The sequence below is a fragment of the Bacillus massiliigorillae genome (genome assembly GCF_000380245.2).
Lineage (GTDB): Bacteria > Bacillota > Bacilli > Bacillales > DSM-1321 > Bacillus_AD > Bacillus_AD massiliigorillae.
This window is the reverse complement of sequence record NZ_HG428741.1, coordinates 2,747,895-2,772,081: the sequence shown is the minus strand read 5'-3', so window position 1 is coordinate 2,772,081 and position 24,187 is coordinate 2,747,895. Positions and strand designations below refer to the sequence as shown.

Sequence of the window (24,187 nt, the reverse complement as noted above, 5' to 3'; positions counted from 1 at the left end):
GTAATATAGAAAAATAGCATACATTAAAACGTTTAATATAAGCCTTCTCATTTTCTATTATTAATAACAGAAAAATTCTAAAAAGGAAAAATGTAATAAATGTCGAATAAGTACAAAATAGTTATCCTAAGTAAAGGAGGCATATTATGAAATTATATATATCGGTTGATATGGAAGGGATAACGGGGTTAGTAGATCGCACTCATGTATTTTCGGATAAGCATAATTATGAGCGTGGTCGTCGAATTATGACAAAAGAAGCAAACGTTGTCATTGAATCGGCATTTGTAAATGGTTGTACAGATGTAATTGTCAATGACAGCCATTCTAAAATGAATAATTTATTAATTGAAAACTTACACCCTGAAGTCAAATTGATTTCTGGGGATGTGAAGCCATTTTCAATGGTACAAGGACTAGATGCCTCATTTGGTGGAGCCGTTTTTGTTGGGTATCATGCTAGAGCATCCGCCAGAGGGGTCATGGCTCATACGATGGTGTTTGCTGTTAAGAAAATGTATATTAACGATATTGAAATAGGTGAACTCGGCTTTAACGCATATGTTGCTGGTCATTACGGTGTACCTGTTATTATGGTAGCGGGCGATGATGGTGCAGCAAAAGAAGCGGAAGCGCTTATTCCTAATATCGTGACGACTGTAGTTAAAGAGACTACATCACGATCTTCAAGTATTTCTCTAACTCCTTTAAAATCAGCAGAATTATTAAGGGAAAGTACAGCTAAAGCGCTAGCTAATCGTCATCTTATTAAACCTTTAACACCTCCAGAAAATCCACTTCTTACTATTGAATTTACAAATTACGGTCAAGCAGAATGGGCTAATCTTATGCCTGGTACACAAATAATTGAAGGTACAACATCTGTTACTTTTCAAGCGAAAGATATTTTAGAAGCGTATCAAGCTATGCTTGTGATGACAGAACTAGCATCCAATACAACTTTTTGCTAGGAAGTGTTTCTATTGAAAAAGTATATAATAAAAAGGTTTCTAGCTATGATTGCTACGTTATGGCTAATTGCTACGTTAACTTTTTTCTTAATGCATGCTATTCCAGGCTCGCCGTTCAACCAAGAACGAGGAACAAGTGAAGCCATTCAAAAAAACTTAATGTCTTATTATCATCTAGATGAACCATTACTCATTCAGTATTTATATTATTTAAAATCAATAGTTACGCTGGATTTTGGCCCATCTATTGTGAAGTCTACGCAAGACGTGAATAGTATGCTAAGTGGTGGGTTTCCCGTCTCGTTTGAACTAGGTTTTACCACGTTACTTATAGCAACTATTTCAGGAATTACATTAGGTGTAATTGCAGCTCTTCGACATAATGGCTTCATTGATTATCTTGCTATGACAATTGCTGTTTTAGGTATTTCCATTCCAAACTTTGTATTAGCTACATTGCTTATCCAGCAGTTTGCTGTTAACTTACAATGGCTTCCCGCCGCTACATGGACAAGCCCTGCTCATATGGTGTTGCCGACACTTGCTCTAGCAACTGGTCCTATGGCAATTATTGCACGATTAACACGTTCGAGCATGCTTGAGGTATTAACTCAAGATTATATTAAGACGGCAAAAGCAAAAGGATTATCGCCAGTGAAGATCGTATTAAAACATGCTTTGAAAAATGCTCTACTTCCAGTTGTGACAGTGCTAGGCACATTGGCGGCTAGCATACTTACAGGAACATTTGTTATTGAAAAAATATTTGCAATTCCAGGCATGGGGAAATACTTTGTTGAAAGCATCAATACACGAGATTATCCCGTTATTATGGCAACAACCGTGTTCTATGGTGGTATTCTAATTATTATGCTCTTTTTAGTAGATATAGCGTATGGCATATTAGATCCTCGTATTAAGTTATACAAAAAGGAGGGTAAATAATGACTACTAAACAACAACAAACTCCACCTAATGCCATACCAGATGAATGGTTTAAACCCTCCAAACAAAATTCAAAACAACTTGAGATAATCACGCGCCCTAGTCAATCCTATTGGCAAGACTCATGGCGAAGATTGCGAAAAAATAAATTAGCAATGACAGGGCTTTTTTTTCTTATTATTTTAGTACTCATGGCAATCTTTGGACCATTGATTTCACCTCATAGTGTGGATAGACAAGTTCTATCTGAGCAGAATCTTCCTCCTTCAACTGAACATTGGTTTGGGACCGATGATCTTGGAAGAGATGTGTTTACTCGAACATGGTATGGAGCCAGAATTTCTTTATTTGTTGGGGTAATGGCAGCTCTCATTGATTTTATAATTGGTGTTATTTATGGAGGCATTGCAGGTTACAAAGGTGGAAGAACAGATGCTGTCATGATGAGAATTGTAGAAGTATTATATGGTCTTCCTTATTTACTCGTCGTCATTCTATTAATGGTCGTAATGGGGCCGGGTTTAGGCACCATTATTCTGGCACTCACCTTTACCGGCTGGGTAGGGATGGCACGTATTGTGCGAGGACAAGTGCTTCAAATCAAAAATTATGAATTTGTCTTAGCTTCTAAAACCTTTGGTACAAGTACAAACCGTATTATTCGGAAAGATTTAATTCCTAATACGATGGGTCTCATTATTGTTCAAATGACTTTAACTGTTCCTACTGCTATCTTTGCAGAAGCTTTTTTAAGCTTTTTAGGTTTAGGGATTCAATCACCATTAGCTAGTTGGGGATCAATGGCTAACGATGCTTTGCCCGTTATTCTGTCAGGGCATTATTGGAGATTATTCTTCCCGGCTTTCTTTATTTCTCTAACGATGTTTTCATTCAATGTTCTAGGTGACGGCTTACAAGATGCGCTGGACCCGAAGCTTAGGAGGTAAAACATATGACAAAAATACTTTCAGTAGAAGATTTACATGTTCGCTTCAAAACATATGGTGGAGAAGTACAAGCAGTTCGTGGCGTAACCTTTGATTTATATAAAGGTGAAACTTTAGCGATTGTTGGTGAATCAGGGTGTGGAAAAAGCGTTACATCACAAAGTATTATGCGTTTGATTCCCACTCCACCCGGCCGAATCCATCAAGGGAAAATCTTTTTTAACAATAAAGATTTAACGAGAGTTTCAGAGAAAGAAATGCGAGCTATTCGTGGAGTAGATATTTCTATGATTTTCCAAGATCCCATGACTGCTTTAAATCCAACATTAACAATCGGTAGTCAAATGATAGAAGGAATCTGTCATCATAAGAATATCTCCAAGCAAGCGGCTCGGGAAAAATCATTACAGATGCTGAAGCTTGTAGGAATTCCAAATCCAGAAATTCGAATGAAGCAATATCCCCATGAATTTAGTGGTGGAATGCGTCAACGTATTGTTATTGCAATGGCTCTTGTTTGTGAGCCTCATATATTAATCGCGGATGAGCCAACAACAGCTCTTGATGTTACCATACAAGCTCAAATATTAGATTTGTTTAAAGAGATACAGAGTCGAACTAACGTAAGTATTATATTAATTACCCATGATTTAGGCGTTGTAGCTTCGGTAGCCGATCGTGTTGTTGTTATGTATGGAGGAAAAATTGTAGAAGAAGGTACATGCAGAGATATTTTTTATCATCCTCAACATCCGTATACGAAAGGTTTACTTTATTCTGTGCCACGACTAGATAGTATTGGTGAAGAACTAACACCTATCCCAGGTACACCTCCAGATTTGTTTTCACCTCCAATTGGTTGTGCTTTTGCAGCACGCTGTCCACATTCGATGATTGTTTGTGAGAAAATTCAGCCATTAAAAACTACCATCAACGAACAGCATTATGTTGATTGTTGGTTAATGGATAAACGTGCCAAAGGGTAATCTGAATTGCCAAATAGAAAGAAAAAAAGGATGAGGAGGTTTTTGTATGAAGAAGATATGGTCACTACTGCTGATTGCGATGCTAGTGTTTGTAATGGCAGCTTGTACAGCAAATGAAAAGGCAGGTACAACTGATAAGAAGGATAGTAAAGAAAGTAAAGTAACACAAAAGAAAGTTTTGAATTTAAATAATGGAGATGTTCCAACATCATTTGATCCACCAAAGGGTTTTGATTCTATATCATATAACGCGCTTAATAACTTAATGGATGGTTTATTGCGTTTAAATGAGGAACATGTTCCAGAAGCAGCAATCGCGGAGAAATGGGATGTATCCGACGATGGAAAAGTATATACTTTTCATCTGCGTGATGCGAAATGGTCTAATGGGGATCCTGTTACAGCGGGAGATTTCGCCTATGCTTGGAAGCGTATGTTAGATCCGAAAGCAGCCTATCCAACAGCATTTTTAGCGTATTTTATTAAAGGTGCAGAGGAATATAATGCGGGAACAGGAAAAATAGAAGACATTGGTCTAAAAGCTATAGATGAAAAAACGCTCGAAGTAACATTAGCTCAACCGCAAGCCTATTTCCTAAATGTCATTACAAATCCAGCTTTCTTCCCAGTGAATGAAAAGGTGGATAAAGCTAATCCAGAATGGTTTAATTCAAGCGAAACATATGTATCAAATGGACCTTTTGTATTAGCCGAATGGGATAAAGCAAGTCATTTCAAATTCGAAAAAAACAAACAATATTGGGATGTAAAAACAGTTAAACTCGATGAAGTGAACTGGGCTATCGTTAATGATAAAAACACAGAATATCAAATGTTCCAAAATGGTGAATTAGATAAAACCGATGTACCAGCAGAGTTAGCTGACCAATTATACAAAGAAGGTAAAGTGCAAGTGGATGAACAAGGTGGATTGTACTTTTATCGTTTGAATGTAACTCAAAAGCCATTCCAAAACAAAAATATCCGTAAAGCGTTTGCGATGGCTATTAATCAACAAGAAATTGTTGACTACGTATCTAAAAATAAAGAAAAACCAGCATACGGATTTGTTTCATACGGTTTGAAAGATAATGAAGGTAAAGATTTCCGTAAAACGAATGGTGATTTATTAAAAACAAATATTGAAGAAGCAAAGGCATTATTGAAGAAAGGTATGGAGGAAGAGGGATACACTACGCTTCCACCAGTAACATTAACGTATAGCACTAGTCCGGTTCACCAAAAGTATGCTGAAACAGTTCAGCAAATGCTAAAGCAAAACCTTGGTGTTGACGTGAAGTTAGCAAATATGGAATTCAATGTATTCGCAGAACAACAAAAAGCGTTGAAATTCCAATTCTCAAGAAGTTCGTTCTTAATGGACTATGCTGATCCAATAAATGCACTTGAAAGCTTCCAAACTGGGCATTCAATGAATCGTACAGGTTGGAGCAACGCGAAATATGATGAATTAATTAAGAATGCTAAACTTGAAGGAGACGAAGCAAAACGTTTTGCAATGCTTTATGAAGCAGAAAAAATCTTAATGGAAGAAGCACCTATTATCCCAATCAATTTCTACAACTTACCGTATATTCTTGCTGACGGTGTATCAGGAATTCTTTATCACCCTGTAGGATACTTAGAATTGAAGTGGGCGGATAAGAAGTAAGCTGGTCGATTCCGCTTTTCTATATTGTCTAGCTTTATCGACCAGCTCCTACAAGGCATAAGCCAGCCGCTTTCAGAAATCTTACAGATTTCCTGCAGTGTCTGTATTTTGCTTATCGGAGCTACCGTGGTCGATTCCGCTTTTCTATATAAGAAGGGATGTTCGTAACATATGAACATCCCTTCTTATCATACATTTGAATATGTACATAACGAGGGAGGAATTGAGATGTTAATAAAGCCACCTATGCTAAAGAAAGGTGACATAGTAGGTGTGATTGCTCCGGCAAGCCCACCAAATCAGGAGAACTTACAACGTGGTATTGTATATCTCGAAAGTTTGGGGGTACGAGTAAAAATGGGGAAAAATGTGTATAAGGAATATGGTTATTTGGCTGGTAGCGATGATGAGAGGTTGGAAGATTTACATGCTATGTTTGCTGATTGTGAGGTAAGAGCCATTGTCAGTGCTGGTGGAGGCTATGGAACTGGACGTATTGCTTCAAGAATTGACTATAATTTAATTCGAAACAATCCAAAGATCTTTTGGGGATATAGCGATCTAACTTTTTTGCATACGGCTATTCGTCAATGTAGCCAATTAGTCACATTTCATGGACCGATGCTTGCATCTGATATCGGTAAATCAGATTTTCAAGAAGTATCATCCCGTTTCTTTCAACAATTATTTCATGCAAATGATTTTACATATGATGAAAGTATATCGCCTATTGAAACGCCGATTGAAGGAAGTGTAACAGGTGAACTAGTAGGCGGCAATCTGAGTTTATTGGTAACCACTTTAGGAACTCCATTTGAAATTGATACAAGAGGTAAAATTCTTTTCATTGAAGATGTGAATGAGGAACCCCGTAATATTGACCGTATGTTAAATCATTTATATATGGCTGGTAAATTAACAAATATTTCGGGATTAGTAGTTGGTGATTTTCATAATTGTGTACCAGGAAATCGAGTGCAATCGCTCACGTTAGAAGAAGTTCTACAATATTATATTGCTCTTATAAATAAACCAACTTTAAAAGGTTTGAAAATGGGGCATTGTTCTCCTCATGTTGGAGTTCCTTTAGGGACTTTTGCAAAACTTTGTACGAAGCATAAACAATTAATAGTTGAAAGTGGAGTTTGTGCTTATTAACTTTAATGAAAGTTTTATAGTAATGGAGGTTCCTCATGATTATTAAAGAAATCGAAACATTCCCATTAGCAGTACCTCTAATAAAACCATTTAAAACAGCATTGCGGACTGTAGTGACAGCTGAAAGTATTGTTGTCAAAATAAGCTGTGATAACGGTATTATTGGCTGGGGAGAAGCACCACCAACTCATGTTATTACAGGAGAGAGTTTAATAAGTATCAAGGGGGCCATTGAAACGATTTTCGAGCCCTTTCTAGTAGGGAAGAATCTACTACACTTCGAGGCTGTTTTTCAAAATCTTCATGATATAGTGGTTGGAAATAGTAGTGTGAAGGCTGCTTTAGATATGGCACTATATGATTGTTTGGCAAAGTTAAGTGGGTTACCTCTCTATCAATATCTAGGTGGTTATCAGAATGAAATCGAAACAGATTTTACCGTTAGTGTGAATAATCCTGAAGAAATGGGAGAAGATGCAAAACGTTATGTGTCAGACGGCTTTAATATATTGAAAGTCAAAGTTGGAAAAGATGATATTACTTCTGATCTAAAACGTATTCAAGCGATTCGTAATTCTGTAGGAGAGCATATTAAGTTGCGATTAGATGCGAATCAAGGTTGGTCAGTGAAAGAAGCCATTTATATTATTCGAAAGATGGAAGACTTAGGATTGAATATTGAACTCATAGAGCAACCTGTTCATAAAGAAGATATTCGTGGCTTAAAGACTGTTACGGACTCGGTCGCTACATTAATAATGGCTGATGAAAGTGTTTTTTCACCGCAAGCTGCATTTGAACTATTACGAACACGTAGCGCTGATTTAATTAATATTAAGCTGATGAAGTCTGGTGGTATATATAAGGCATTATTGATTAATCGAATGGCAGAGTTATGTGGGGTGGAATGCATGGTTGGTAGCATGATTGAAACCCGTCTTGCAATTACCGCAGCTGCTCACTTTGCGGCGAGTCAGAAGAATATAACGCGCTTTGATTTTGATGCACCTCTTATGCTTGCACAAGACAGAATTCAAGGTGGAATTATATATGAAGGAAGAAAGATTACGTTTCCGACACAATCAGGTTTAGGTATAACAGGAATTATTTAATAGTGAAAGGCTGTGGTAGCATGAGTGAAAAGTATGTAGTAAACGTACCCGTTGCAACTGTTTGGACATCACCTACTAGCCCAAGAGAAATAGATTTTATAGCTATAAGTAATGATTGTAATATAAAGACATGGATTGCTACCTTACAATATGAGTCGCTAATCGATTTATATGATAGCAATCGTGTTCAAACACAAGTGTTGTACGGAGAAGAAGTGCATGTAGTGGAAGTCGTTAAAGAGTGGGCATCTGTTATTATTCCTAGTCAGCCTTCTTCTAAACGAGCGAAAGGTTATCCTGGATGGATTCCTATTGCTCAACTAGTAGTAACGCCATCTCTTGAAAAAAAGAAGTATGATCAAATAGCCATTGTAACTAGCAAAACTGCAGTGTTAAAAAAATCTGAAGTGCAAGTTGAAATAGAACTAAGCTATGCAACCATTTTACCAGTTCATTTAAATGAAGGTGACCGTGTTTTAGTTCATACTCCAACTGGATTAGGTATTATTTCAGCACAAGATGTTGTCATAGGTCAGTCAATGAAGAAGGGAAAGAATGTTGATTTCATTCGTAGCGGAGAGAAGTTCTTAGGTCTCCCGTATTTATGGGCTGGTATGAGTAGTTTTGGCTATGATTGTTCCGGGTTTGTTTATAGTATATGTAGAGCTAATGGGTATGTTATTCCACGTGATGCTCATGATCAAGTAACTAAAGGGAAAGAGATACCAATAACGGAACTTAAAGCAGGCGATGTAATATTTTTTGCTTATGAAGAAGGAAAAGGTGCGATTCATCATGTTGGATTTTACTATGGTGATGGTCAAATGCTCCATTCGCCAAAGACTGGGAGAAATATTGAGATTATTAAACTCGAAGGCACAATATATGAAAAAGAGCTTTGTGCCGCAAGAAGATATAGTACGGAGGACATAAGATGAAAGAGGTACTATTAAAAATCAATAATCTGAAGAAATATTTTGATATGGGTGCAGGCGTTACATTAAAGGCTGTTGATGATGTTAGTTTACACATTTTTAAAGGTGAAACATTTGGTATTGTGGGGGAATCAGGTTGTGGAAAATCAACATTAGGACGAACAATTATGGGATTATATGGTGTGACAGAGGGAGAAATTGTGTATAATAGTCTAAATATTTTCGAAATTAAATCTAAAGAGCGCTTTGCATTACATCGAAAAATGCAGATGATATTTCAAGATCCGTATGCTTCGTTAAACCCAAGGCTAACAGTTGCAGAAATAATTGCACAGCCAATGGAGATTCATAAGCTTTATTCAACGAAACAAGCATATTTAGAACGTGTATATCATTTATTAGAATCTGTTGGTCTAAGTCGTGAACACGCGGGGCGTTATCCACATGAATTTAGTGGTGGACAAAGACAACGAATTGGCATTGCACGTGCACTTGCTTTAGATCCTGAATTCATTATTGCAGACGAACCGATTTCAGCATTAGATGTGTCTGTACAAGCACAAGTTGTGAATTTATTAAAGAAGCTTCAAATTGAACAAGGTCTTACATATTTATTTATTGCACATGATCTTTCAATGGTTAAGCAAATTAGTAATCGTATCGGTGTGATGTATTTAGGTCATCTTGTTGAAGTAACAGATAGTCATCGGTTATATGAAGAACCACTACATCCTTATACGCAAGCGTTATTATCCGCTATTCCAATACCCGATCCTGATGTTGAAAAGCGGAGAGAAAGAATTATTTTAAAAGGAGAATTACCGAGTCCGATGAATCCACCAAGTGGCTGTGTATTCCGAACACGCTGTCAGTATGCGATGGAGATTTGTACAAACGTAATTCCGAAATGGCAAGAGGTAGAGAAGGATCATTTTGTTAAATGTCATTTGCATAATGAAGAAATAAAAGGGAATCAAACATCACAAATGAAAGTGAAGATGCGCTAATGAACATACAAAATATTCATAAAATACTACAACAACAATTACAGCAATATCAAGGGAATTTTGCATATGTAATCAGCCACGATAGTAGCAAAATCGAGCATAATAGTTCAGTTATTACTTCGTCAGCTAGCACCATAAAAATCCCTTTGTTAATTGAGGCCCTTCGACAATGTGAAGAAGGACGCCTTCATTTAGGAATGATGATTTCTATTCCTAAAAGAGATATCGTTGGTGGAGCAGGTGTGCTTCAATCGCTTGTAGTTACATCATTAAGCTTGCGAGATTTATTAGCTCTAATGATTATTGTGTCGGATAATACCGCTACGAATCTAGTAATTGATGTATTAGGTTTGGAACAAATAAAAAATGGTTATAAGAGAATAGGGCTTCATTCAACATCTGTTCAAAGAAAAATGATGGATTTTGAAAGTCTAAAAAATGGTAAGGACAACTTAATTAGTGCCGAAGACTTGCATAAGTGTTTGCTCATAATCAATGAGCCTTCTATTCTACGTAAGGATAGCCAAAAAGTAATGCATGAAATGTTAGAAAAGCAACAATTTCGTGAGAAGCTTCCATACTACATGGATGAAAGCTTGATGTGGATTGGTAATAAAACAGGAGAGCTACCAGGTGTTGAGCATGATTGTGCTATTATCAAATATGGTCCGCACACGGTGTATGCTGTCATTTTGTGTAGTGATTTAGAGCAACAGCAAGACGGAAAGCAGCTGATTAGAGTTGTTGGTCAAACAATTAATGAATATTTAGTTTCATTAATGAAGGACAGCAATTGAAGGAGGCAGAACAACAATGAGCTTTAATGATGAAATGAAAAAAGTATTGTTAGCAGGAATCGGTGCCGTTGCGACGACCGTAGAAAAATCACAAGACCTTGTTCAAACACTTATTACAAAAGGTGAAATTACGGTAGAGCAAGGTAAAGTGTTAAATGAAGAGTTAAAAAGAAATATCAAAGATCCTGTAAAAAAAGATAAATTGAATACAGAAACATCTCTTCAAGAGGAATCAACTAATTTGCTTATTAATCAATTAGATAATATGAGCGAGGAGGAAATTGCAGCTATTAAATTGAAACTAGCTGAAATGGAGAAATAAAGCATGAAGAAGCAACAACAAAACAATCCAAAGCATAAGGATAACAGTAAGGTTCGGCTAAGAGAGATTGTTGGGGTGCTGAGAAAGCATGAAATCATTCATGGTATGACACCTGAAAAGTTGCGATTAATTGTAGAAGATTTAGGTCCAACATATGTGAAAATGGGACAAGTAATGAGCATGCGTTCAGACGTATTGCCACAAAGTTACTGTGATGAATTGGTTAAATTACGGGCGGATGTAAAGCCGATTGATTTCTCAGAAGTTGTTACTTTAATTGAACAAGAATATGGTGTTCCTATTCAAGAGGTTTTTCCGGAAATTGAGGAAAAACCTCTTGGTTCTGCAAGCATTGCTCAGGTACATATTGTTACATTGAAAAATGGTCAAAAAGCTGTAGCGAAAATTCAGCGACCAGGCATTAAAGAAATTATGGCGCAAGATATTGTTTTGATGCGTAAAGCAGCAAAATTACTCCAAGTTATTGAAGGTCCATCAGATATTCTTGATTTTAATAAAATTATTGAAGAATTATGGGTTGTATCACAGCAAGAAATGGACTTTCTACTTGAAGCCGGCAACTGTAAAGAATTAGCAGAAATGAATGATGGAATTGAATACATTGCTTTTCCAAAAGTGGAAAGCCATCTTACAACATCTAAAATCTTGGTGATGGAATATATAGAAGGTATACAAATAGATCAAGTTTCAGAGCTGATTGAACAAGGTTATGATATTAATGAAATCGGTATGAAGCTGGCAAAGAACTATGTCAAGCAAGTACTTGATGATGGTTTTTTTCATGCAGACCCTCACCCAGGAAATGTTTGGATACGAGATGGGAAAATCGTATGGTTAGATTTAGGTATGGTTGGAAGGCTGAATCATCGTGACAGAATTAATATAAAAAACGCGGTATTTGCGATTGTAGATGGCGATATTTATGAATTGAAAAGCTCCATTCTTTCATTAGGAAAAGCAAAAAGAACCATAAATCATTCGCGATTATACAATGATCTTGAAGAACTTCAATCTCGTTATGGCAGTATGGATTTGGGAAGCATGAATTTGGGAGAAATGGTACAAGAAATTATTGATATGTGCAATCATCATGGTATTGCTATTCCAGCAAGTGTAACAATGCTTGGTCGTGGAGTTATGACCATCGAAGGTGTATTAGAAGCGTGTTGTCCAAATGTAAACTTCATACAAATTATCTCCAGTCATATGTCAGAAGAAATACTCCAAGAATTTGATGCAACGAAAGAACTGAAACAATCAGGGAAATTATTCATGCAAAGTACTCGGAAAGTTTTAGAATTACCAAGTAATTTATCTGATTTAGTAAAGATGACAGTTAAGGGACAAACAAAGGTTAATTTAGATGTTACAGGTGCTGAAGAGCCGATTAAGCAAATTAGTAAAATGGTAGATAAAATGATTATTTGTATCATTAGCGCTGCGCTCTTAATTGGTTCGAGCTTAATCAGCACGACAAATATGAAGCCACAAGTTTTGGATATTCCGTTATTTGGTATTGTTGGATTCTTTGGCTCCGTTATTTTGAGTGGTTGGTTATTATATAACATAATAAAAAATGGTCGAAAGCAGAAATAAGGCGTTCTGAAAGTGATTTGTAATCACTTTCAGGATGTCTTTTAATTTTACTGAATTTTACTTTTGATGATAAAAATGGAATAATTATGATATCTAAGGGTTAGGAGGGCTTATGAAGAAGAAAATTTTATATATTGGAGGCGTCATATTAGCGGTGATGGCAATTGCTAGTTTTGTATCTTTATATTCTAACAGACCAAATGGTGGGAAAATCTTATCTTTTATTGAAAAACATCCTAATCAAGCAGCATTATCTGTCATTTATAATAATAAAGAAGTAACCTCGTTTAATAGTGAACGGAAGATGTCATTAGCAAGTGTAGTGAAAATATTAGTCGCTATTGAATATGCGGAGCAAGCTGCTGAAGGGAAAATTATCTTAGATGAAAAGGTGAAATTATCCGAGTTAAACCGTTATTATTTAGAGAATCTTGATGGAGGAGCTCATCCAGCATGGTTAGAAAGTATTAAAGAGAAGAAGCTAGTACAAGATGGTGAGATTGCGCTTGAAGAAGTTGCTAAAGGAATGGTGGAATATAGCAGTAATGCGAATACGGATTATTTAATGGATCGTTTAGGTTTAGAGTCTATTAACGCACAAATTGAGAAACTTGGGTTAACTAATCATGAGCCTTTAACTTATATCGATGCGAGTATTTTAATTCCATATGAAATAATGAATACATACGAAAATATGTCTAAAGAAGATAAAGTGGCAAAAGCAAAAAAAGAATTGCGTAACATGACTCCTAAACAATATAAGGCTTTAGCTTTAAACATTCACGAAAAAATGAAAGATGATAAAGATGGTTCTTATAAAAAAGCAGTTAATATCGAATCTTGGTATGATGAAGACTTTGATCGATTATATGTTGACCGTTTTGTTCAATCAACTACGACAGATTATGTAACTGTATTAAATAAATTGAATAGTAGAAGTTATTTTACTAAAAATGTACAACAAAATATTGAAGCGATTATGGAAACACCAATGGAGAGTGAGGGAAATCAAAAGGCATATAACCATGTTGGAATGAAGGGTGGATCATTTGCCAGCGTATTGAATATGGCAATCTATGTAGAAGATAAAGAAAACAATAAGACAGAGCTAGCTGTTTTCTTTAATGGATTGGAATCAAAAGAATTTAATAAGCTAAGTAAACATATGAATGATTTTTTTGTAAAAGTAGTGAATGAGCCTGAATTTCGTGACAGAGTAGAGGCGTTGAAAGAATAAGTAAAGGTTCTAAATGATAAAAAGGTCGAATGAAATGTAATGTGATATTACTTTTCATTCGACCTTTTTGAAGTTATAAGAAAGGTAAATTACACCCAGCCAAAAGCTCTAACAATTGTAGCTACTAAGAAGGTTACGCCAAGTGCGATACTTGTAGGAATGATGAAGGACATGAACGTCCATTTTGCACTCTTCGTTTCCTTCCAAATATTTAGCAATGTTGTTCCGCAAGGATAATGCAATAGTGAGAATAACATCATGTTAAGAGCAGTTAACCAAGTCCAATTGTTTTCAAGTAGAATGCCTTTAAGCTTTGACATTTCTTCGACCTCTGTTAATGATCCTGTTGATAAATAAGCCATCAATAGTACGGGTATAACGATTTCATTAGCAGGTAAACCGATAATAAATGCAGCTAATATATATCCATCTAAACCTAATAGTTTTCCAAATGGATCTAGAAATTGTACGAAGTGCATTAATATACTCGTATCACCAACGTTGATATTAGCAAGTATCCAAGTTAGTACAGCGGCTGGTGCTGCAACGAAAACTGCTCTTTTTAATACAAGTAATGTTTTATCAATGCTTGCACGTAAAATGGTATCGAAGTATTTTGGACGACGGTATGGAGGTAATTCCAATGTATAGTGAGTAGGTACCCCTTTTAAAGCTGTTTTTGAAAGAATCCACGAAACAGTTAAAGTAACAGCAACCCCTATTAATACAAATCCAATTAAAATCCCAGATGTAACAAATGTAGCTGTAATGCCTGTAAAGCTTGCAGCCATAAATAAAGAAGCTAATAAAATTAATGTCGGCCAGCGTCCGTTACAAGGAATAAAGTTATTTGTTAATATGGCTAACATTCGCTCGCGAGGAGATTCAATGATACGAGTACTCATAATCGCGGCAGCATTACATCCAAATCCCATTGCCATTGTTAGTGATTGTTTACCATGTGCACCGGCTCCTTTAAATAAGCGGTCCATATTAAACGCAACACGTGGTAAGTATCCGTAGTTTTCTAATAGTGCAAACATCGGGAAGAAGATGGCCATTGGTGGAAGCATAACACTAACGACCCAACCGGTTCCACGGAATAGACCAAGAACTAATACGCCGTGAAGCCACTCAGGTGCATTGATCATAGTAAAAAACTGTGTTAAATAACCTTCTATCCAATTAAAGAAATCTGCAAGCATAGAAGATGGAACATTTGCTCCTGCAATTGTAAGCCACAAAATGGTACCAAGCATAATAAACATGATTGGAAAGCCCCAAAGCTTCGAAGTTAGTACTTTATCGATTTTTTCAGTTTTAAAATCTCGTTCACTTGTGGCACTAATGGCAGCACGTGAAATACGGTGAGATTGCTTATATATACTGCCGACAATATTTTCTCGAATATTGTCGGGTGCCATTTTGTTAGCTTGTTCAGCTAACTGTCTTATATTATCTAATTTTCTCATAATATGACTCTCTCTTTCACGTGGAGATGATTATTCTCCTTCTCAACAAGTTTATCTGTAAGAGATTGTAAGAGTTTAGTATCTCCATCTAATAAGCGTAAGGCAATCCAACGCGTTGGATATTGATCTCCAAATAAATCTTTAATGCTCGGTTCAAGTTCTTTAATTTTTGTTTCAACCTCTTCTGAATAGGGAACAACAAGAGGGCGAACAGAAATTTTTCCTAAAACCATTTGTTGAATGGTACTTAATAAAGAATCTATTCCGATTTTATTTCTTGCTGACATCGTTACAACTGGAATACCAAGCTGGGTAGATAATATCTTCGCATTAACAGTTATCCCTTTCTTAGTCGCTTCATCAATTAAATTAACGCACAGTATAACGGATGAAGTCATTTCTAATACTTGAAGAGCTAAATTAAGATTACGCTCCAGACTCGTTGCATCTACTACAACTAGTGTAACGTCTGGCTTTTCAAAAATAATAAAATCTCGTGCAACTTCTTCATCTGTTGAATTGGAATACAGTGAATACGTACCGGGTAAATCAATAATTTCATACGTATCGGATTCATACGTGAATAATCCAATTGCCTGCTCAACAGTCTTTCCAGGCCAGTTCCCTGTATGTTGATTCATGCCTGTAAGGGCATTAAATAATGTACTTTTTCCGGTATTAGGATTGCCAGCTAAAGCAATTCTGTACTTGTTATTACTCATCTTGCATCACCTTTTCACCCAAAATATGTGAAGATTCGTCTTTACGTAGCGCTATGGTGGTACCACTTACACGAAACGCAGTTGGATCACCAAGAGGGCTTGCTTGAATCATTTCTATAATAAAACCTGGTACAAAACCTAAATCTAATAATCTTCTACGCATTGGACCGTCTATTTGTAATGTAGTTATCATCATTTTCTCGCCAGGAGATAATTCAGATAGTGAAATAGTAGTAGACAAATTTGGACATCTCCTTCATTTTTTCGTGCCTATAAAAATGTTTCCTGAGGGCAACTTTAAGATTATTATATAGCATTTTTTAAAAAATGTAACTATTATATAAAAATTTTAATTATTTCATGCACTTTAGAGGAAATAGAAGGCACGTATATTTTTCTAGAATTGTATTTAAAGTAATGTTTTTCCAATTTGTATGCAGTGTAAAGTTGAAATAGATGCTTGTATTTAATATATTTAAACACTTTGACCCTTTATCGCGCCGCAAAACTAATGTAATAACATAGTTAACACAGAAAAAGATTTCCATTTTTTGTGAAGGTGAATCCCATTTTTTATCGAAATATATATACTGTGAAGCTATATTTGTAAAAGAAAGGAGAAAGATGGATGTAAGGAAGTGACGACAGCATCAGTTTATATTCAAAAAGACATAGATTTAATTACTCAAATAATCCTGTATACATCGAATATAAATGGGTCACTGCGAATAATTCTGTAATAGGGCTTGTGTAATAAAAGCCTAATAGTAAATAAGGATAAGGGGGACAAAAATGTGAAAAAAACTAGGTGGTCAGTGATTTCAATCTTTTTAGTACTACTGTTAGTCATGACAGGTTGTAGTACAACAACTGGCTCAGACAAACCAAAAGAGAAAGAAAAAGAGGGCCAAGTAGCGAAAGGTCCAAAAGTATTAAACTTAAACAATTCAACTGAACCAGGGTCCTTGCATCCAGCTATTGCACAAGGAACACATGATTCATGGGTTTTAGAGCATATTTTTGAAGGGCTAACGAGAAAAAATCCTGAGGGAGAAATTGTTCCTGGAGTAGCAGAAAAATGGGATATTAGTCCAGATGGTAAGACGTATACATTTACAATTAAAGATGGTATGAAATGGTCAAATGGAGATCCACTTACAGCACATGATTTTGAATATGCATGGAAATATGCGTTAAGCCCTGAAGCGGCTGGAACATATGCTTATCAATTCTACTACATTGTTGGTGCAAAAGAGTATAATGAGAAAAAAGGAACAGCCGATCAAGTTGGTATTAAAGCATTAGATGATAAAACATTAGAAGTTAAATTAACAGCCCCTACAGCATTCTTCCTGGATTTAACCACATTCTACACATACTACCCAATTAATCAAAAAGTACAAGAAGCCAATCCAAAATGGGCAAATGAAGCTAGTAGCTTCGTTTCAAATGGTGCCTTTAAATTAACAGAATGGAAGCATAAAGAAAGCATTAAAATCGAAAAAAATGAAAACTATCATGAAGCGGATAAAATTAAGTTGGATGTTGTGAATTTTGCTATGCTTGATGATGCCAATACTGTTTGGCAAATGTATCAAAATAACGAAGTTGATCTTGTTTACCCACTTCCAACTGATGTTCAAGGTCAACTATTAAAGAGCGGGGATAAGGAATTTCAAAATGGACCGCAATTGGCAGTGTATTATTATAACTTCAACAATAAAAAGAAACCGTTTAATAATGTGAAAGTACGTAAAGCGTTGGCAATGGCAATCGATCGTAAAGTAATTACTGAAAATGTGGTGCAAGGTGGTCAACCACCAGCCTATGGAATTATTCCTCCTGGTATTCCTGATGTGGAAGGAGATTTCCAAGATAATAGTGGTAATTTATTTAAAGAAGATATAGATGAAGCGAAGAAATTATTGCAAGAAGGATTGAAAGAAGAGGGAATGGATAAAATGCCTTCATTCTCGATTTTATTTAATACAGATGAGGGACATAAAAAGGTAGCAGAAGCAGTGCAAGAAATGTGGCGTAAAAATTTAGGTGTTGACGTAACACTTGAAAGTGTAGAGTTCCAAGTGAAGCTGGATCGTGAAAAGGCTGGCGATTTCACCGTTTCTCGTGCTGGTTGGGTTGGAGATTATGTAGATCCAATGACATTCTCGGATCTTTGGTTAACAGGTGGAGCGTATAATGATGCGAAATGGTCAAATTTGGAATATGACAAGCTGATAAATTCCGCAAAAGTGAATAATGATAATAAACAAAGAAGTGAACAATTGCATAAAGCCGAGCAAATTATGATAGAAGAAATGCCGGTTATGCCAATTTACTTCTATACAAGACCATTCGTAGTGAAAGAGAAAGTAACGGGTGTGTATTTACCGATTAATAGATTCCCTCAGTTTATGTATGCTGATATTAAGTGATTTCTTGAAAAGAAAATAAGGAAAATGTGAGGTATGCTTATTCGTTGAGCATACCCCATTTTCTAGGTGAGATAGGTAGTGTAAATAGTATGGGTTAGGCAATCCCCCACTATAAGTTCATGACTTATTTAATAGTAAAGATAAGTGAATGGGGTGCTGAATAATGTTGAAATTTGTGTTGCATCGATTCATGTGGGCTATCATTACACTTTGGGCAACTGTCACCATTACATTTATTATCATGCATAATATTCCGGGAGACCCTTTTGCTCGTGAAGGAACAATGCCAGCAGCAGTATATGAGAATTTACGAAGCTATTACAACTTAGATAAACCAGAAATTGTACAATACTTTTTATATTTAAAACAGCTACTTCAATTTGATTTCGGACCATCATTGAAGTCCCAAACGATAACTGTAAATGACTATATCGAAAACGGTGTTCCTATCTCTTTTCATTTAGGAGCGCAATCTATGCTTATTGCCATTTTCTTTGGATTAATATTAGGAGTTATTGCAGCTCTTAATCGTAATCATTGGCCTGATTATTTTTCCATGATTGTTGCGATTATTGGTATTTCTGTACCAAGCTTTATTTTAGCAACATTATTTATTAATTTCATAGCAGTTGAATGGAAGCTGTTGCCTGTTGCTACGTGGGCGACTTGGAAGCACACTATACTTCCTTCAATGGCACTTGCAATGATGCCACTAGCATATATAGCCAGACTAATGCGTACAAGTATGATTGAAGTGATGAATCAAGACTATATATTAACTGCAAAAGCTAAAGGTTTAAAACGGAGTGCAGTTGTCATTAAGCATGCGGTACGAAATGCTTTATTACCAGTTGTGAGTGTATTAGGAATATTAACAGCTAATTTAGTAACAGGAAGCTTTATTGTAGAGAGTATTTTCGGCATACCTGGAATGGGCGACATGTTTGTAAAAGGGATTTTTAATAGGGATTATCCTGTTATTTTAGGTTGTACAGTTTTTTATAGCGCAGTTCTTATTCTATTTATTTTTCTCGTCGATATTGCATATACCTTGATTGATCCAAGAATCAAAGTGACGGGAGGTAAGAGTAAGTAATGACAAATAAAATAGAATTTCACGAAGATCTCTTTTTGCCAGCAGAAGATAATAAAGTAGAAGTAGAAAAAATTGCTCGTCCTTCTCTTTCCTATTGGCGTGATGTTTGGAGACGATTGCGAGCGAATAAGTTAGCGATGCTAGGGTTATTCCTCATTATTGTTCTCATCATTATGGCTATTGTAGGTCCTCACCTCAATAACTACACGTATTATGAGCAAGATTATACGAAAAAGAATCTGCGGCCAAATGCTGAGCACTGGTTTGGAACAGATTCAGCAGGAAGAGATTTATTTACGAGAGCATGGTACGGTGCTCGTGTTTCATTGTTTATCGGAATTATGGCTGCGCTAATTGATTTAATGATAGGTGTTATTTATGGTGGATTAGCTGGATTAAAAGGTGGGCGTGTCGATAACATTATGATGCGAATTGCAGAAGTACTTTATTCAATTCCATATTTGTTAATGGTCATTCTCATAATGGTTGTTCTAAAACCAGGTATTTTACCAATTATCATTGCTTTAACAATAACAGGCTGGGTACAAATGTCACGGCTAGTACGAGGACAAGTGTTACAACTAAAAGAATTTGAGTTTGTTCATGCAGCAGAGGCAGCCGGAGCGAAAACGAGCTGGACGTTGCGTAAGCATTTAATTCCAAATTCTATGGGACCTATTATTGTAAACATGACATTAACAGTTCCAACAGCTATATTTGCTGAAGCGACATTAAGTTTTCTTGGGCTTGGCATTCAGCCACCACACGCGAGCTGGGGGTCATTGGCGAGCGACGCACTAGGAAGTATTTTAATAGGGAATTTCTATCAATTAGGAATTCCAGCACTATTAATCTCATTAACAATGTTTGCTTTCAATGTACTTGGTGACGGATTACAAGATGCATTAGATCCTAAATTACGTGATTAGTAGAGGGGGGACAACAAATGGATACTTTACTAGAGGTGAAGGATTTACGAATTGACTTCCGCACGTATGGAGGAGAGGTGCATGCTGTTCGTAGTGTTAACTTCGAAGTTCGGGCGGGAGAAACATTGGGAATAGTGGGTGAGTCTGGTTGTGGTAAAAGTGTAACAGCGAAAGCAATTATGAAGCTTTTAGCAACGCCGCCTGCAACGTATAGAAGTGGTTCAATTCGTTTTCTTGGGAAAGACCTTGTGCAAATGAAAGAGAGAGAAATGGAGAAAATCCGTGGTAATGATGTCTCTATGATTTTTCAAGACCCCATGACTTCATTGAATCCAACGTCTCGTGTTGGCTTTCAAATTATTGAATCGCTACTTAAGCATCAGCGCTTATCTCGTAACGAAGCACATCAAAAAGCGTTAGAGATGTTAAAACTAGTTGGTATTCCTCAACCAGAGAAAAGGATGAATCAATATCCACATGAATTTTCTGGAGGGATGCGTCAGCGAGCGATGATTGCAATGGCACTTGTTTGTAATCCGAAATTAATTATTGCAGATGAACCAACGACAGCTCTAGATGTTACGATTCAAGCACAAATTTTAGAATTAATGAAAGATATTCAAAGTAAATCAAACACGGCTATTATTCTTATTACCCACGATCTTGGGGTGGTTGCAGAGATGTGTGATCGTGTTGTTGTTATGTATGCTGGTAAGGTTGTGGAGACAGGGTCAGTTGTTGATATTTTTCAAAAGCCGAAACATCCATATACGAAAGGTTTATTGAAATCAGTACCACGATTTGATATGGATCGTAATGTAGCATTGTCACCGATTATTGGGTCACCACCAGATTTATTTTCCCCTCCAAAAGGTTGTTCTTTCTATGCACGTTGTGATTATGCAATGAAAATATGTAAAGAGTATGATCCAGAGCTAGAAAAGGTAGGGAATAATCAGACGTCAGCTTGTTGGTTAAATCATCCGATGGCTAATGCTCGCAATAATAAAACACCACAAAATATATAGAGGAGGTATTTCCATGGGTTTGACTACAAATCAAATCTTGCAGAATCAAAGTTCGACTAAAGATACTCCTCTTTTACAGGTGAAGGATTTACGTAAGTATTTTTCAGTCGGTAAACAACAATTAAAAGCTGTAGATGGTTTGAATTTTGATATATATAAAGGGGAAACAGTTGGCTTAGTAGGTGAATCGGGTTGTGGTAAATCAACAGCTGGCCGTACTATCATTCGATTATATGAGCCAACAGAGGGAGAAGTTCTGTTTGAAGGAAAGAATATTTATAAACATACTCCTCGTGAAATGTCTGAGTTGCGAAAAAATATTCAACTCATTTTTCAAGATCCTTATGCTTCTTTGAATCCACGTATGACAATTGAGGAAGTCGTTTCTGAACCTTTGGTAATTCATGGTGTGGTGAAGGGAGTTGCAAAGCGAAAACGTGTGGAGGAGCTAGTGGAGCTAGTAGGCTTAAGTACAGATCATCTCAACCGCTTTCCGCATGAATTTAGTGGAGGACAACGTCAACGGGTTGGGATAGCACGTGCATTAGCATTAAACCCGAAATTTATTGTATGTGATGAACCAATTTCAGCGTTAGATGTGTCTATTCAAGCGCAGGTAGTGAATTTATTGAAATCTTTACAAAAAGAAATGGGATTAACGTATTTGTTTGTCGCACATGATTTGTCGATGGTTAAGTATATTTCTAATCGCATTCTTGTGATGTATTTAGGAAAAATGATGGAGTTAGCTGATAGTGAAACATTATGTAATCAGCCCCTACATCCATATACGCAAGCGTTGTTATCGGCTGTTCCGATTCCAGACCCTACACTGAAAAGAGAACGTATCATTTTAAAAGGTGATGTGCCAAGTCCAATTAATCCACCAAGTGGTTGTGTGTTTCGTACACGCTGTCCTAAGGCGATGGATATATGTGCATCCGTTGTTCCAGAGTGGGTTGAACAAAAGTCAGGACACTTTGTAGCATGTCATTTATATTAGCTTAAAAATAGTGCACTTCATGTTACGTACTAATGCTGGGGTGCACTTTTCATTTGGTGAAAATTATATGTAAAATTAAGGCATGTTCTGATTGAATTGTCATAAAATAACTTAATGTCACAACACTATTACAATGTTACAATAGTAATGAAAATTTTGAAAAGGAGTGGCGAAATGAATCAGTTTCAAATGAATCTAGAAAAGTATGCTGAGCTGGCTGTTAAGGTTGGGGTAAATATCCAAAAAGGGCAAACGCTTGTTATTAATACAATGCTTGATGGGGCGGAGCTAGTAAGGGTTATTACGAAGAAAGCGTATGATGCGGGTGCTCATAATGTAATTGTAAACTTTAGCGATGATACAATTAATCGACTGAAGTTTGAGTATGCTGATGATGAAGTGTTTAAAGTATATCCTAAACACCGTGCAAACGAACAAAACGAACTAGCTGAACAAGGCGCTGCTTACCTTTCTGTTATTTCATCTTCACCAGATTTACTTAAGGGTATCAATCCAGAGCGTATTGCTAATAATCAAAAAACTTCAGGACAAGCACTTAGTAAATTTCGTTCTTACATACAAAGCGATAAGATTGCATGGAGTATTGTAGCTGTACCATCTCAAGCTTGGGCAAACATGGTATTCCCTGATGCACCAGAAGAAGAGCGAGTAGCATTACTATGGGATGCAATCTTTAAAGCAACACGAATTGATCAAGAAGATCCAGTTGCTGCTTGGCAACAACATAATGAAAATCTGCATACAAAAGTGGATTATTTAAATCAAAAGCATTATAAAAAACTACATTACAAAGCACCAGGTACTGATTTAACAATTGAGCTTCCAGAGAAGCATGTATGGTGTGGAGCAGGTAGTGTTAGTGAAGCAGGTATTGACTTTATGGCTAACATGCCAACAGAAGAAGTGTTTTCAATGCCGTTGAAAACAGGTGTTAATGGTGTTGTTTCAAGTACAAAACCATTGAGCTATGGTGGAAATATTATTGATAAGTTTACGATTACTTTTGAAAATGGTCGAATTATAGATGCAAAAGCTGAAGTAGGCGAAGAAATATTGAAGCATTTAATTGAAACAGATGAAGGATCGCATTATTTAGGAGAAGTCGCGTTAGTACCACATCATTCTCCAATTTCTGAATCAAATATTCTATACTATAATACTTTATTCGATGAAAACGCATCTAATCATTTAGCAATTGGTAGCGCTTATGCATTCAATTTAGAGGGTGGAAAAACAATGTCTCGCGAAGAATTAAATGATAATGGTGCTAACGAAAGTATTACACATGTGGATTTCATGATTGGTTCAGATCAAATGGATATCGATGGAATCACAAGTGAAGGAGTTGCAGAACCAATCTTCCGTAATGGAAATTGGGCATTTTAACCTTAATTTATCTTGTTTTGTGTGAATTGGATGACAATTTATGACTCGTGAAGTAAAATGAGTAAAGAAATCCAAACTTCATACTATTTCTTAATAAGTGCCTAAACATATAGGGTAATAGGGAAACTGGTGAGAATCCAGTACAGCCCCCGCTACTGTAAGCATTAAGATAATCATGCAAAGATAGCCACTGATTAATTTCGGGAAGGTTGCATGGTCAGGATGCGAAGTCAGGAAACCTGCTTTTTAAGAATTTTATTGTTTTTTCGAAGAGATATTGTATGATTCTGTGAGTAACATCTTTAGAAAAAACTAGACCAACTTATATTTCGGAGGGAAATATAGGTCAAGAAATATCATGATTATGTTGATGCCTTGGCCTTTATGGT

General features: G+C 36.3%; 22 protein-coding genes and 1 riboswitch. Of the genes, 19 read left to right on the top strand and 3 right to left on the bottom strand.

All coding sequences use genetic code 11. From position 1 onward, the window contains the following. Positions 1 to 146 precede the first annotated feature (146 nt). The 13 genes from dppA (at position 147) to TX86_RS12770 (ending at position 13,706) form a co-directional block, all read left to right on the top strand. A complete protein-coding gene (gene dppA, locus TX86_RS12830; RefSeq protein ID WP_042349189.1) occupies positions 147 to 971 on the top strand; it encodes a D-aminopeptidase DppA in 825 nt (274 codons plus the stop codon). A 12-nt stretch (positions 972 to 983) separates the two neighbouring features. Beyond that, entirely contained in the window at positions 984 to 1,916 is a 933-nt protein-coding gene (locus tag TX86_RS12825; RefSeq protein WP_042349188.1) for an ABC transporter permease, read from the top strand. Then, positions 1,916 to 2,863 carry an ABC transporter permease gene (locus TX86_RS12820; RefSeq protein ID WP_042349186.1) on the top strand — a complete coding sequence of 316 codons (948 nt, stop codon included), beginning with the start codon at positions 1,916 to 1,918 and terminating at the stop codon, positions 2,861 to 2,863. Before TX86_RS12825 ends, TX86_RS12820 begins: the two co-directional genes overlap by 1 nt. A gap of 5 nt (positions 2,864 to 2,868) precedes the next feature. Next, positions 2,869 to 3,849: an ABC transporter ATP-binding protein gene (locus tag TX86_RS12815; protein WP_042349185.1), complete on the top strand. Its 981-nt coding sequence runs from the start codon at positions 2,869 to 2,871 to the stop codon at positions 3,847 to 3,849. Positions 3,850 to 3,895: 46 nt separating this feature from the next. Further along, the gene (locus tag TX86_RS12810; protein ID WP_042349184.1) at positions 3,896 to 5,521 is read left to right on the top strand and encodes a peptide ABC transporter substrate-binding protein; all 1,626 of its coding nucleotides are present in this window, start codon (positions 3,896 to 3,898) and stop codon (positions 5,519 to 5,521) included. A gap of 228 nt (positions 5,522 to 5,749) precedes the next feature. Beyond that, positions 5,750 to 6,679 (top strand): S66 peptidase family protein, encoded by a 930-nt coding sequence (locus TX86_RS12805; protein WP_042349183.1) that lies wholly within the window; start codon positions 5,750 to 5,752, stop codon positions 6,677 to 6,679. A gap of 35 nt (positions 6,680 to 6,714) precedes the next feature. Continuing rightward, positions 6,715 to 7,791 carry a mandelate racemase/muconate lactonizing enzyme family protein gene (locus tag TX86_RS12800; protein WP_042349182.1) on the top strand — a complete coding sequence of 359 codons (1,077 nt, stop codon included), beginning with the start codon at positions 6,715 to 6,717 and terminating at the stop codon, positions 7,789 to 7,791. 20 nt (positions 7,792 to 7,811) lie between these two features. Then, a complete protein-coding gene (locus tag TX86_RS12795; RefSeq protein WP_042350458.1) occupies positions 7,812 to 8,729 on the top strand; it encodes a C40 family peptidase in 918 nt (305 codons plus the stop codon). After that, positions 8,726 to 9,733: an ABC transporter ATP-binding protein gene (locus tag TX86_RS12790; protein ID WP_042349181.1), complete on the top strand. Its 1,008-nt coding sequence runs from the start codon at positions 8,726 to 8,728 to the stop codon at positions 9,731 to 9,733. Before TX86_RS12795 ends, TX86_RS12790 begins: the two co-directional genes overlap by 4 nt. Then, on the top strand, positions 9,733 to 10,530 hold the full coding sequence (locus tag TX86_RS12785) for a serine hydrolase (protein WP_052343656.1): 798 nt from the start codon (positions 9,733 to 9,735) through the stop codon (positions 10,528 to 10,530). Before TX86_RS12790 ends, TX86_RS12785 begins: the two co-directional genes overlap by 1 nt. A gap of 16 nt (positions 10,531 to 10,546) precedes the next feature. Next, the gene (locus TX86_RS12780; RefSeq protein WP_042349180.1) at positions 10,547 to 10,852 is read left to right on the top strand and encodes a phasin family protein; all 306 of its coding nucleotides are present in this window, start codon (positions 10,547 to 10,549) and stop codon (positions 10,850 to 10,852) included. Positions 10,853 to 10,855: 3 nt separating this feature from the next. Then, positions 10,856 to 12,469, top strand: coding sequence for an ABC1 kinase family protein (locus TX86_RS12775; RefSeq protein ID WP_042349179.1), 1,614 nt, complete (start codon positions 10,856 to 10,858; stop codon positions 12,467 to 12,469). Positions 12,470 to 12,581: 112 nt separating this feature from the next. Further along, positions 12,582 to 13,706: a serine hydrolase gene (locus TX86_RS12770; protein ID WP_052343655.1), complete on the top strand. Its 1,125-nt coding sequence runs from the start codon at positions 12,582 to 12,584 to the stop codon at positions 13,704 to 13,706. Positions 13,707 to 13,795: 89 nt separating this feature from the next. Here TX86_RS12770 and TX86_RS12765 read toward each other — a convergent pair whose 3' ends face one another. Genes TX86_RS12765 through TX86_RS12755 form a run of 3 tightly spaced genes read right to left on the bottom strand, consistent with a single transcriptional unit; the run spans position 13,796 to position 16,141 of the window. Further along, positions 13,796 to 15,178 (bottom strand): nucleoside recognition domain-containing protein, encoded by a 1,383-nt coding sequence (locus TX86_RS12765; protein WP_042349178.1) that lies wholly within the window; start codon positions 15,176 to 15,178, stop codon positions 13,796 to 13,798. Beyond that, positions 15,175 to 15,900 carry a FeoB small GTPase domain-containing protein gene (locus TX86_RS12760; protein WP_042349177.1) on the bottom strand — a complete coding sequence of 242 codons (726 nt, stop codon included), beginning with the start codon at positions 15,898 to 15,900 and terminating at the stop codon, positions 15,175 to 15,177. The genes TX86_RS12765 and TX86_RS12760 overlap by 4 nt, the downstream gene beginning before the upstream one ends. Continuing rightward, positions 15,893 to 16,141 carry a FeoA family protein gene (locus TX86_RS12755; protein WP_081707650.1) on the bottom strand — a complete coding sequence of 83 codons (249 nt, stop codon included), beginning with the start codon at positions 16,139 to 16,141 and terminating at the stop codon, positions 15,893 to 15,895. The genes TX86_RS12760 and TX86_RS12755 overlap by 8 nt, the downstream gene beginning before the upstream one ends. A gap of 553 nt (positions 16,142 to 16,694) precedes the next feature. On the opposite strand from TX86_RS12755, the gene TX86_RS12750 reads away from it, so the two are divergent. From TX86_RS12750 to TX86_RS12725, 6 genes are all read left to right on the top strand, one after another. After that, positions 16,695 to 18,335: a peptide ABC transporter substrate-binding protein gene (locus TX86_RS12750; protein WP_042349176.1), complete on the top strand. Its 1,641-nt coding sequence runs from the start codon at positions 16,695 to 16,697 to the stop codon at positions 18,333 to 18,335. A gap of 163 nt (positions 18,336 to 18,498) precedes the next feature. After that, positions 18,499 to 19,431, top strand: coding sequence for an ABC transporter permease (locus TX86_RS12745; protein WP_042349175.1), 933 nt, complete (start codon positions 18,499 to 18,501; stop codon positions 19,429 to 19,431). Further along, on the top strand, positions 19,431 to 20,360 hold the full coding sequence (locus tag TX86_RS12740) for an ABC transporter permease (RefSeq protein ID WP_042349174.1): 930 nt from the start codon (positions 19,431 to 19,433) through the stop codon (positions 20,358 to 20,360). The genes TX86_RS12745 and TX86_RS12740 overlap by 1 nt, the downstream gene beginning before the upstream one ends. Before the next feature lie 17 nt (positions 20,361 to 20,377). Then, positions 20,378 to 21,388 (top strand): ABC transporter ATP-binding protein, encoded by a 1,011-nt coding sequence (locus TX86_RS12735; RefSeq protein WP_042349173.1) that lies wholly within the window; start codon positions 20,378 to 20,380, stop codon positions 21,386 to 21,388. A 13-nt stretch (positions 21,389 to 21,401) separates the two neighbouring features. Next, on the top strand, positions 21,402 to 22,391 hold the full coding sequence (locus TX86_RS12730; protein ID WP_042349172.1) for an ABC transporter ATP-binding protein: 990 nt from the start codon (positions 21,402 to 21,404) through the stop codon (positions 22,389 to 22,391). Positions 22,392 to 22,565: 174 nt separating this feature from the next. Continuing rightward, a complete protein-coding gene (locus TX86_RS12725; protein ID WP_042349171.1) occupies positions 22,566 to 23,798 on the top strand; it encodes an aminopeptidase in 1,233 nt (410 codons plus the stop codon). A gap of 78 nt (positions 23,799 to 23,876) precedes the next feature. Next, a riboswitch (cobalamin riboswitch) is annotated at positions 23,877 to 24,059 on the top strand. The last annotated feature ends 128 nt before the right edge of the window (positions 24,060 to 24,187 follow it).

Coding starts and splice junctions, on each gene's coding strand:
- TX86_RS12810 (WP_042349184.1), top strand. CDS start 3,896: ATGAAGAAGATATGGTCACTACTGCTGATTGCGATGCTAGTGTTTGTA.
- TX86_RS12740 (WP_042349174.1), top strand. CDS start 19,431: ATGACAAATAAAATAGAATTTCACGAAGATCTCTTTTTGCCAGCAGAA.
- TX86_RS12745 (WP_042349175.1), top strand. CDS start 18,499: ATGTTGAAATTTGTGTTGCATCGATTCATGTGGGCTATCATTACACTT.
- TX86_RS12820 (WP_042349186.1), top strand. CDS start 1,916: ATGACTACTAAACAACAACAAACTCCACCTAATGCCATACCAGATGAA.
- TX86_RS12725 (WP_042349171.1), top strand. CDS start 22,566: ATGAATCAGTTTCAAATGAATCTAGAAAAGTATGCTGAGCTGGCTGTT.
- TX86_RS12815 (WP_042349185.1), top strand. CDS start 2,869: ATGACAAAAATACTTTCAGTAGAAGATTTACATGTTCGCTTCAAAACA.
- TX86_RS12780 (WP_042349180.1), top strand. CDS start 10,547: ATGAGCTTTAATGATGAAATGAAAAAAGTATTGTTAGCAGGAATCGGT.
- TX86_RS12805 (WP_042349183.1), top strand. CDS start 5,750: ATGTTAATAAAGCCACCTATGCTAAAGAAAGGTGACATAGTAGGTGTG.
- TX86_RS12775 (WP_042349179.1), top strand. CDS start 10,856: ATGAAGAAGCAACAACAAAACAATCCAAAGCATAAGGATAACAGTAAG.
- TX86_RS12795 (WP_042350458.1), top strand. CDS start 7,812: ATGAGTGAAAAGTATGTAGTAAACGTACCCGTTGCAACTGTTTGGACA.
- TX86_RS12800 (WP_042349182.1), top strand. CDS start 6,715: ATGATTATTAAAGAAATCGAAACATTCCCATTAGCAGTACCTCTAATA.
- TX86_RS12785 (WP_052343656.1), top strand. CDS start 9,733: ATGAACATACAAAATATTCATAAAATACTACAACAACAATTACAGCAA.
- TX86_RS12760 (WP_042349177.1), bottom strand. CDS start 15,900: ATGAGTAATAACAAGTACAGAATTGCTTTAGCTGGCAATCCTAATACC.
- TX86_RS12790 (WP_042349181.1), top strand. CDS start 8,726: ATGAAAGAGGTACTATTAAAAATCAATAATCTGAAGAAATATTTTGAT.
- TX86_RS12730 (WP_042349172.1), top strand. CDS start 21,402: ATGGGTTTGACTACAAATCAAATCTTGCAGAATCAAAGTTCGACTAAA.
- TX86_RS12765 (WP_042349178.1), bottom strand. CDS start 15,178: ATGAGAAAATTAGATAATATAAGACAGTTAGCTGAACAAGCTAACAAA.
- dppA (WP_042349189.1), top strand. CDS start 147: ATGAAATTATATATATCGGTTGATATGGAAGGGATAACGGGGTTAGTA.
- TX86_RS12735 (WP_042349173.1), top strand. CDS start 20,378: ATGGATACTTTACTAGAGGTGAAGGATTTACGAATTGACTTCCGCACG.
- TX86_RS12770 (WP_052343655.1), top strand. CDS start 12,582: ATGAAGAAGAAAATTTTATATATTGGAGGCGTCATATTAGCGGTGATG.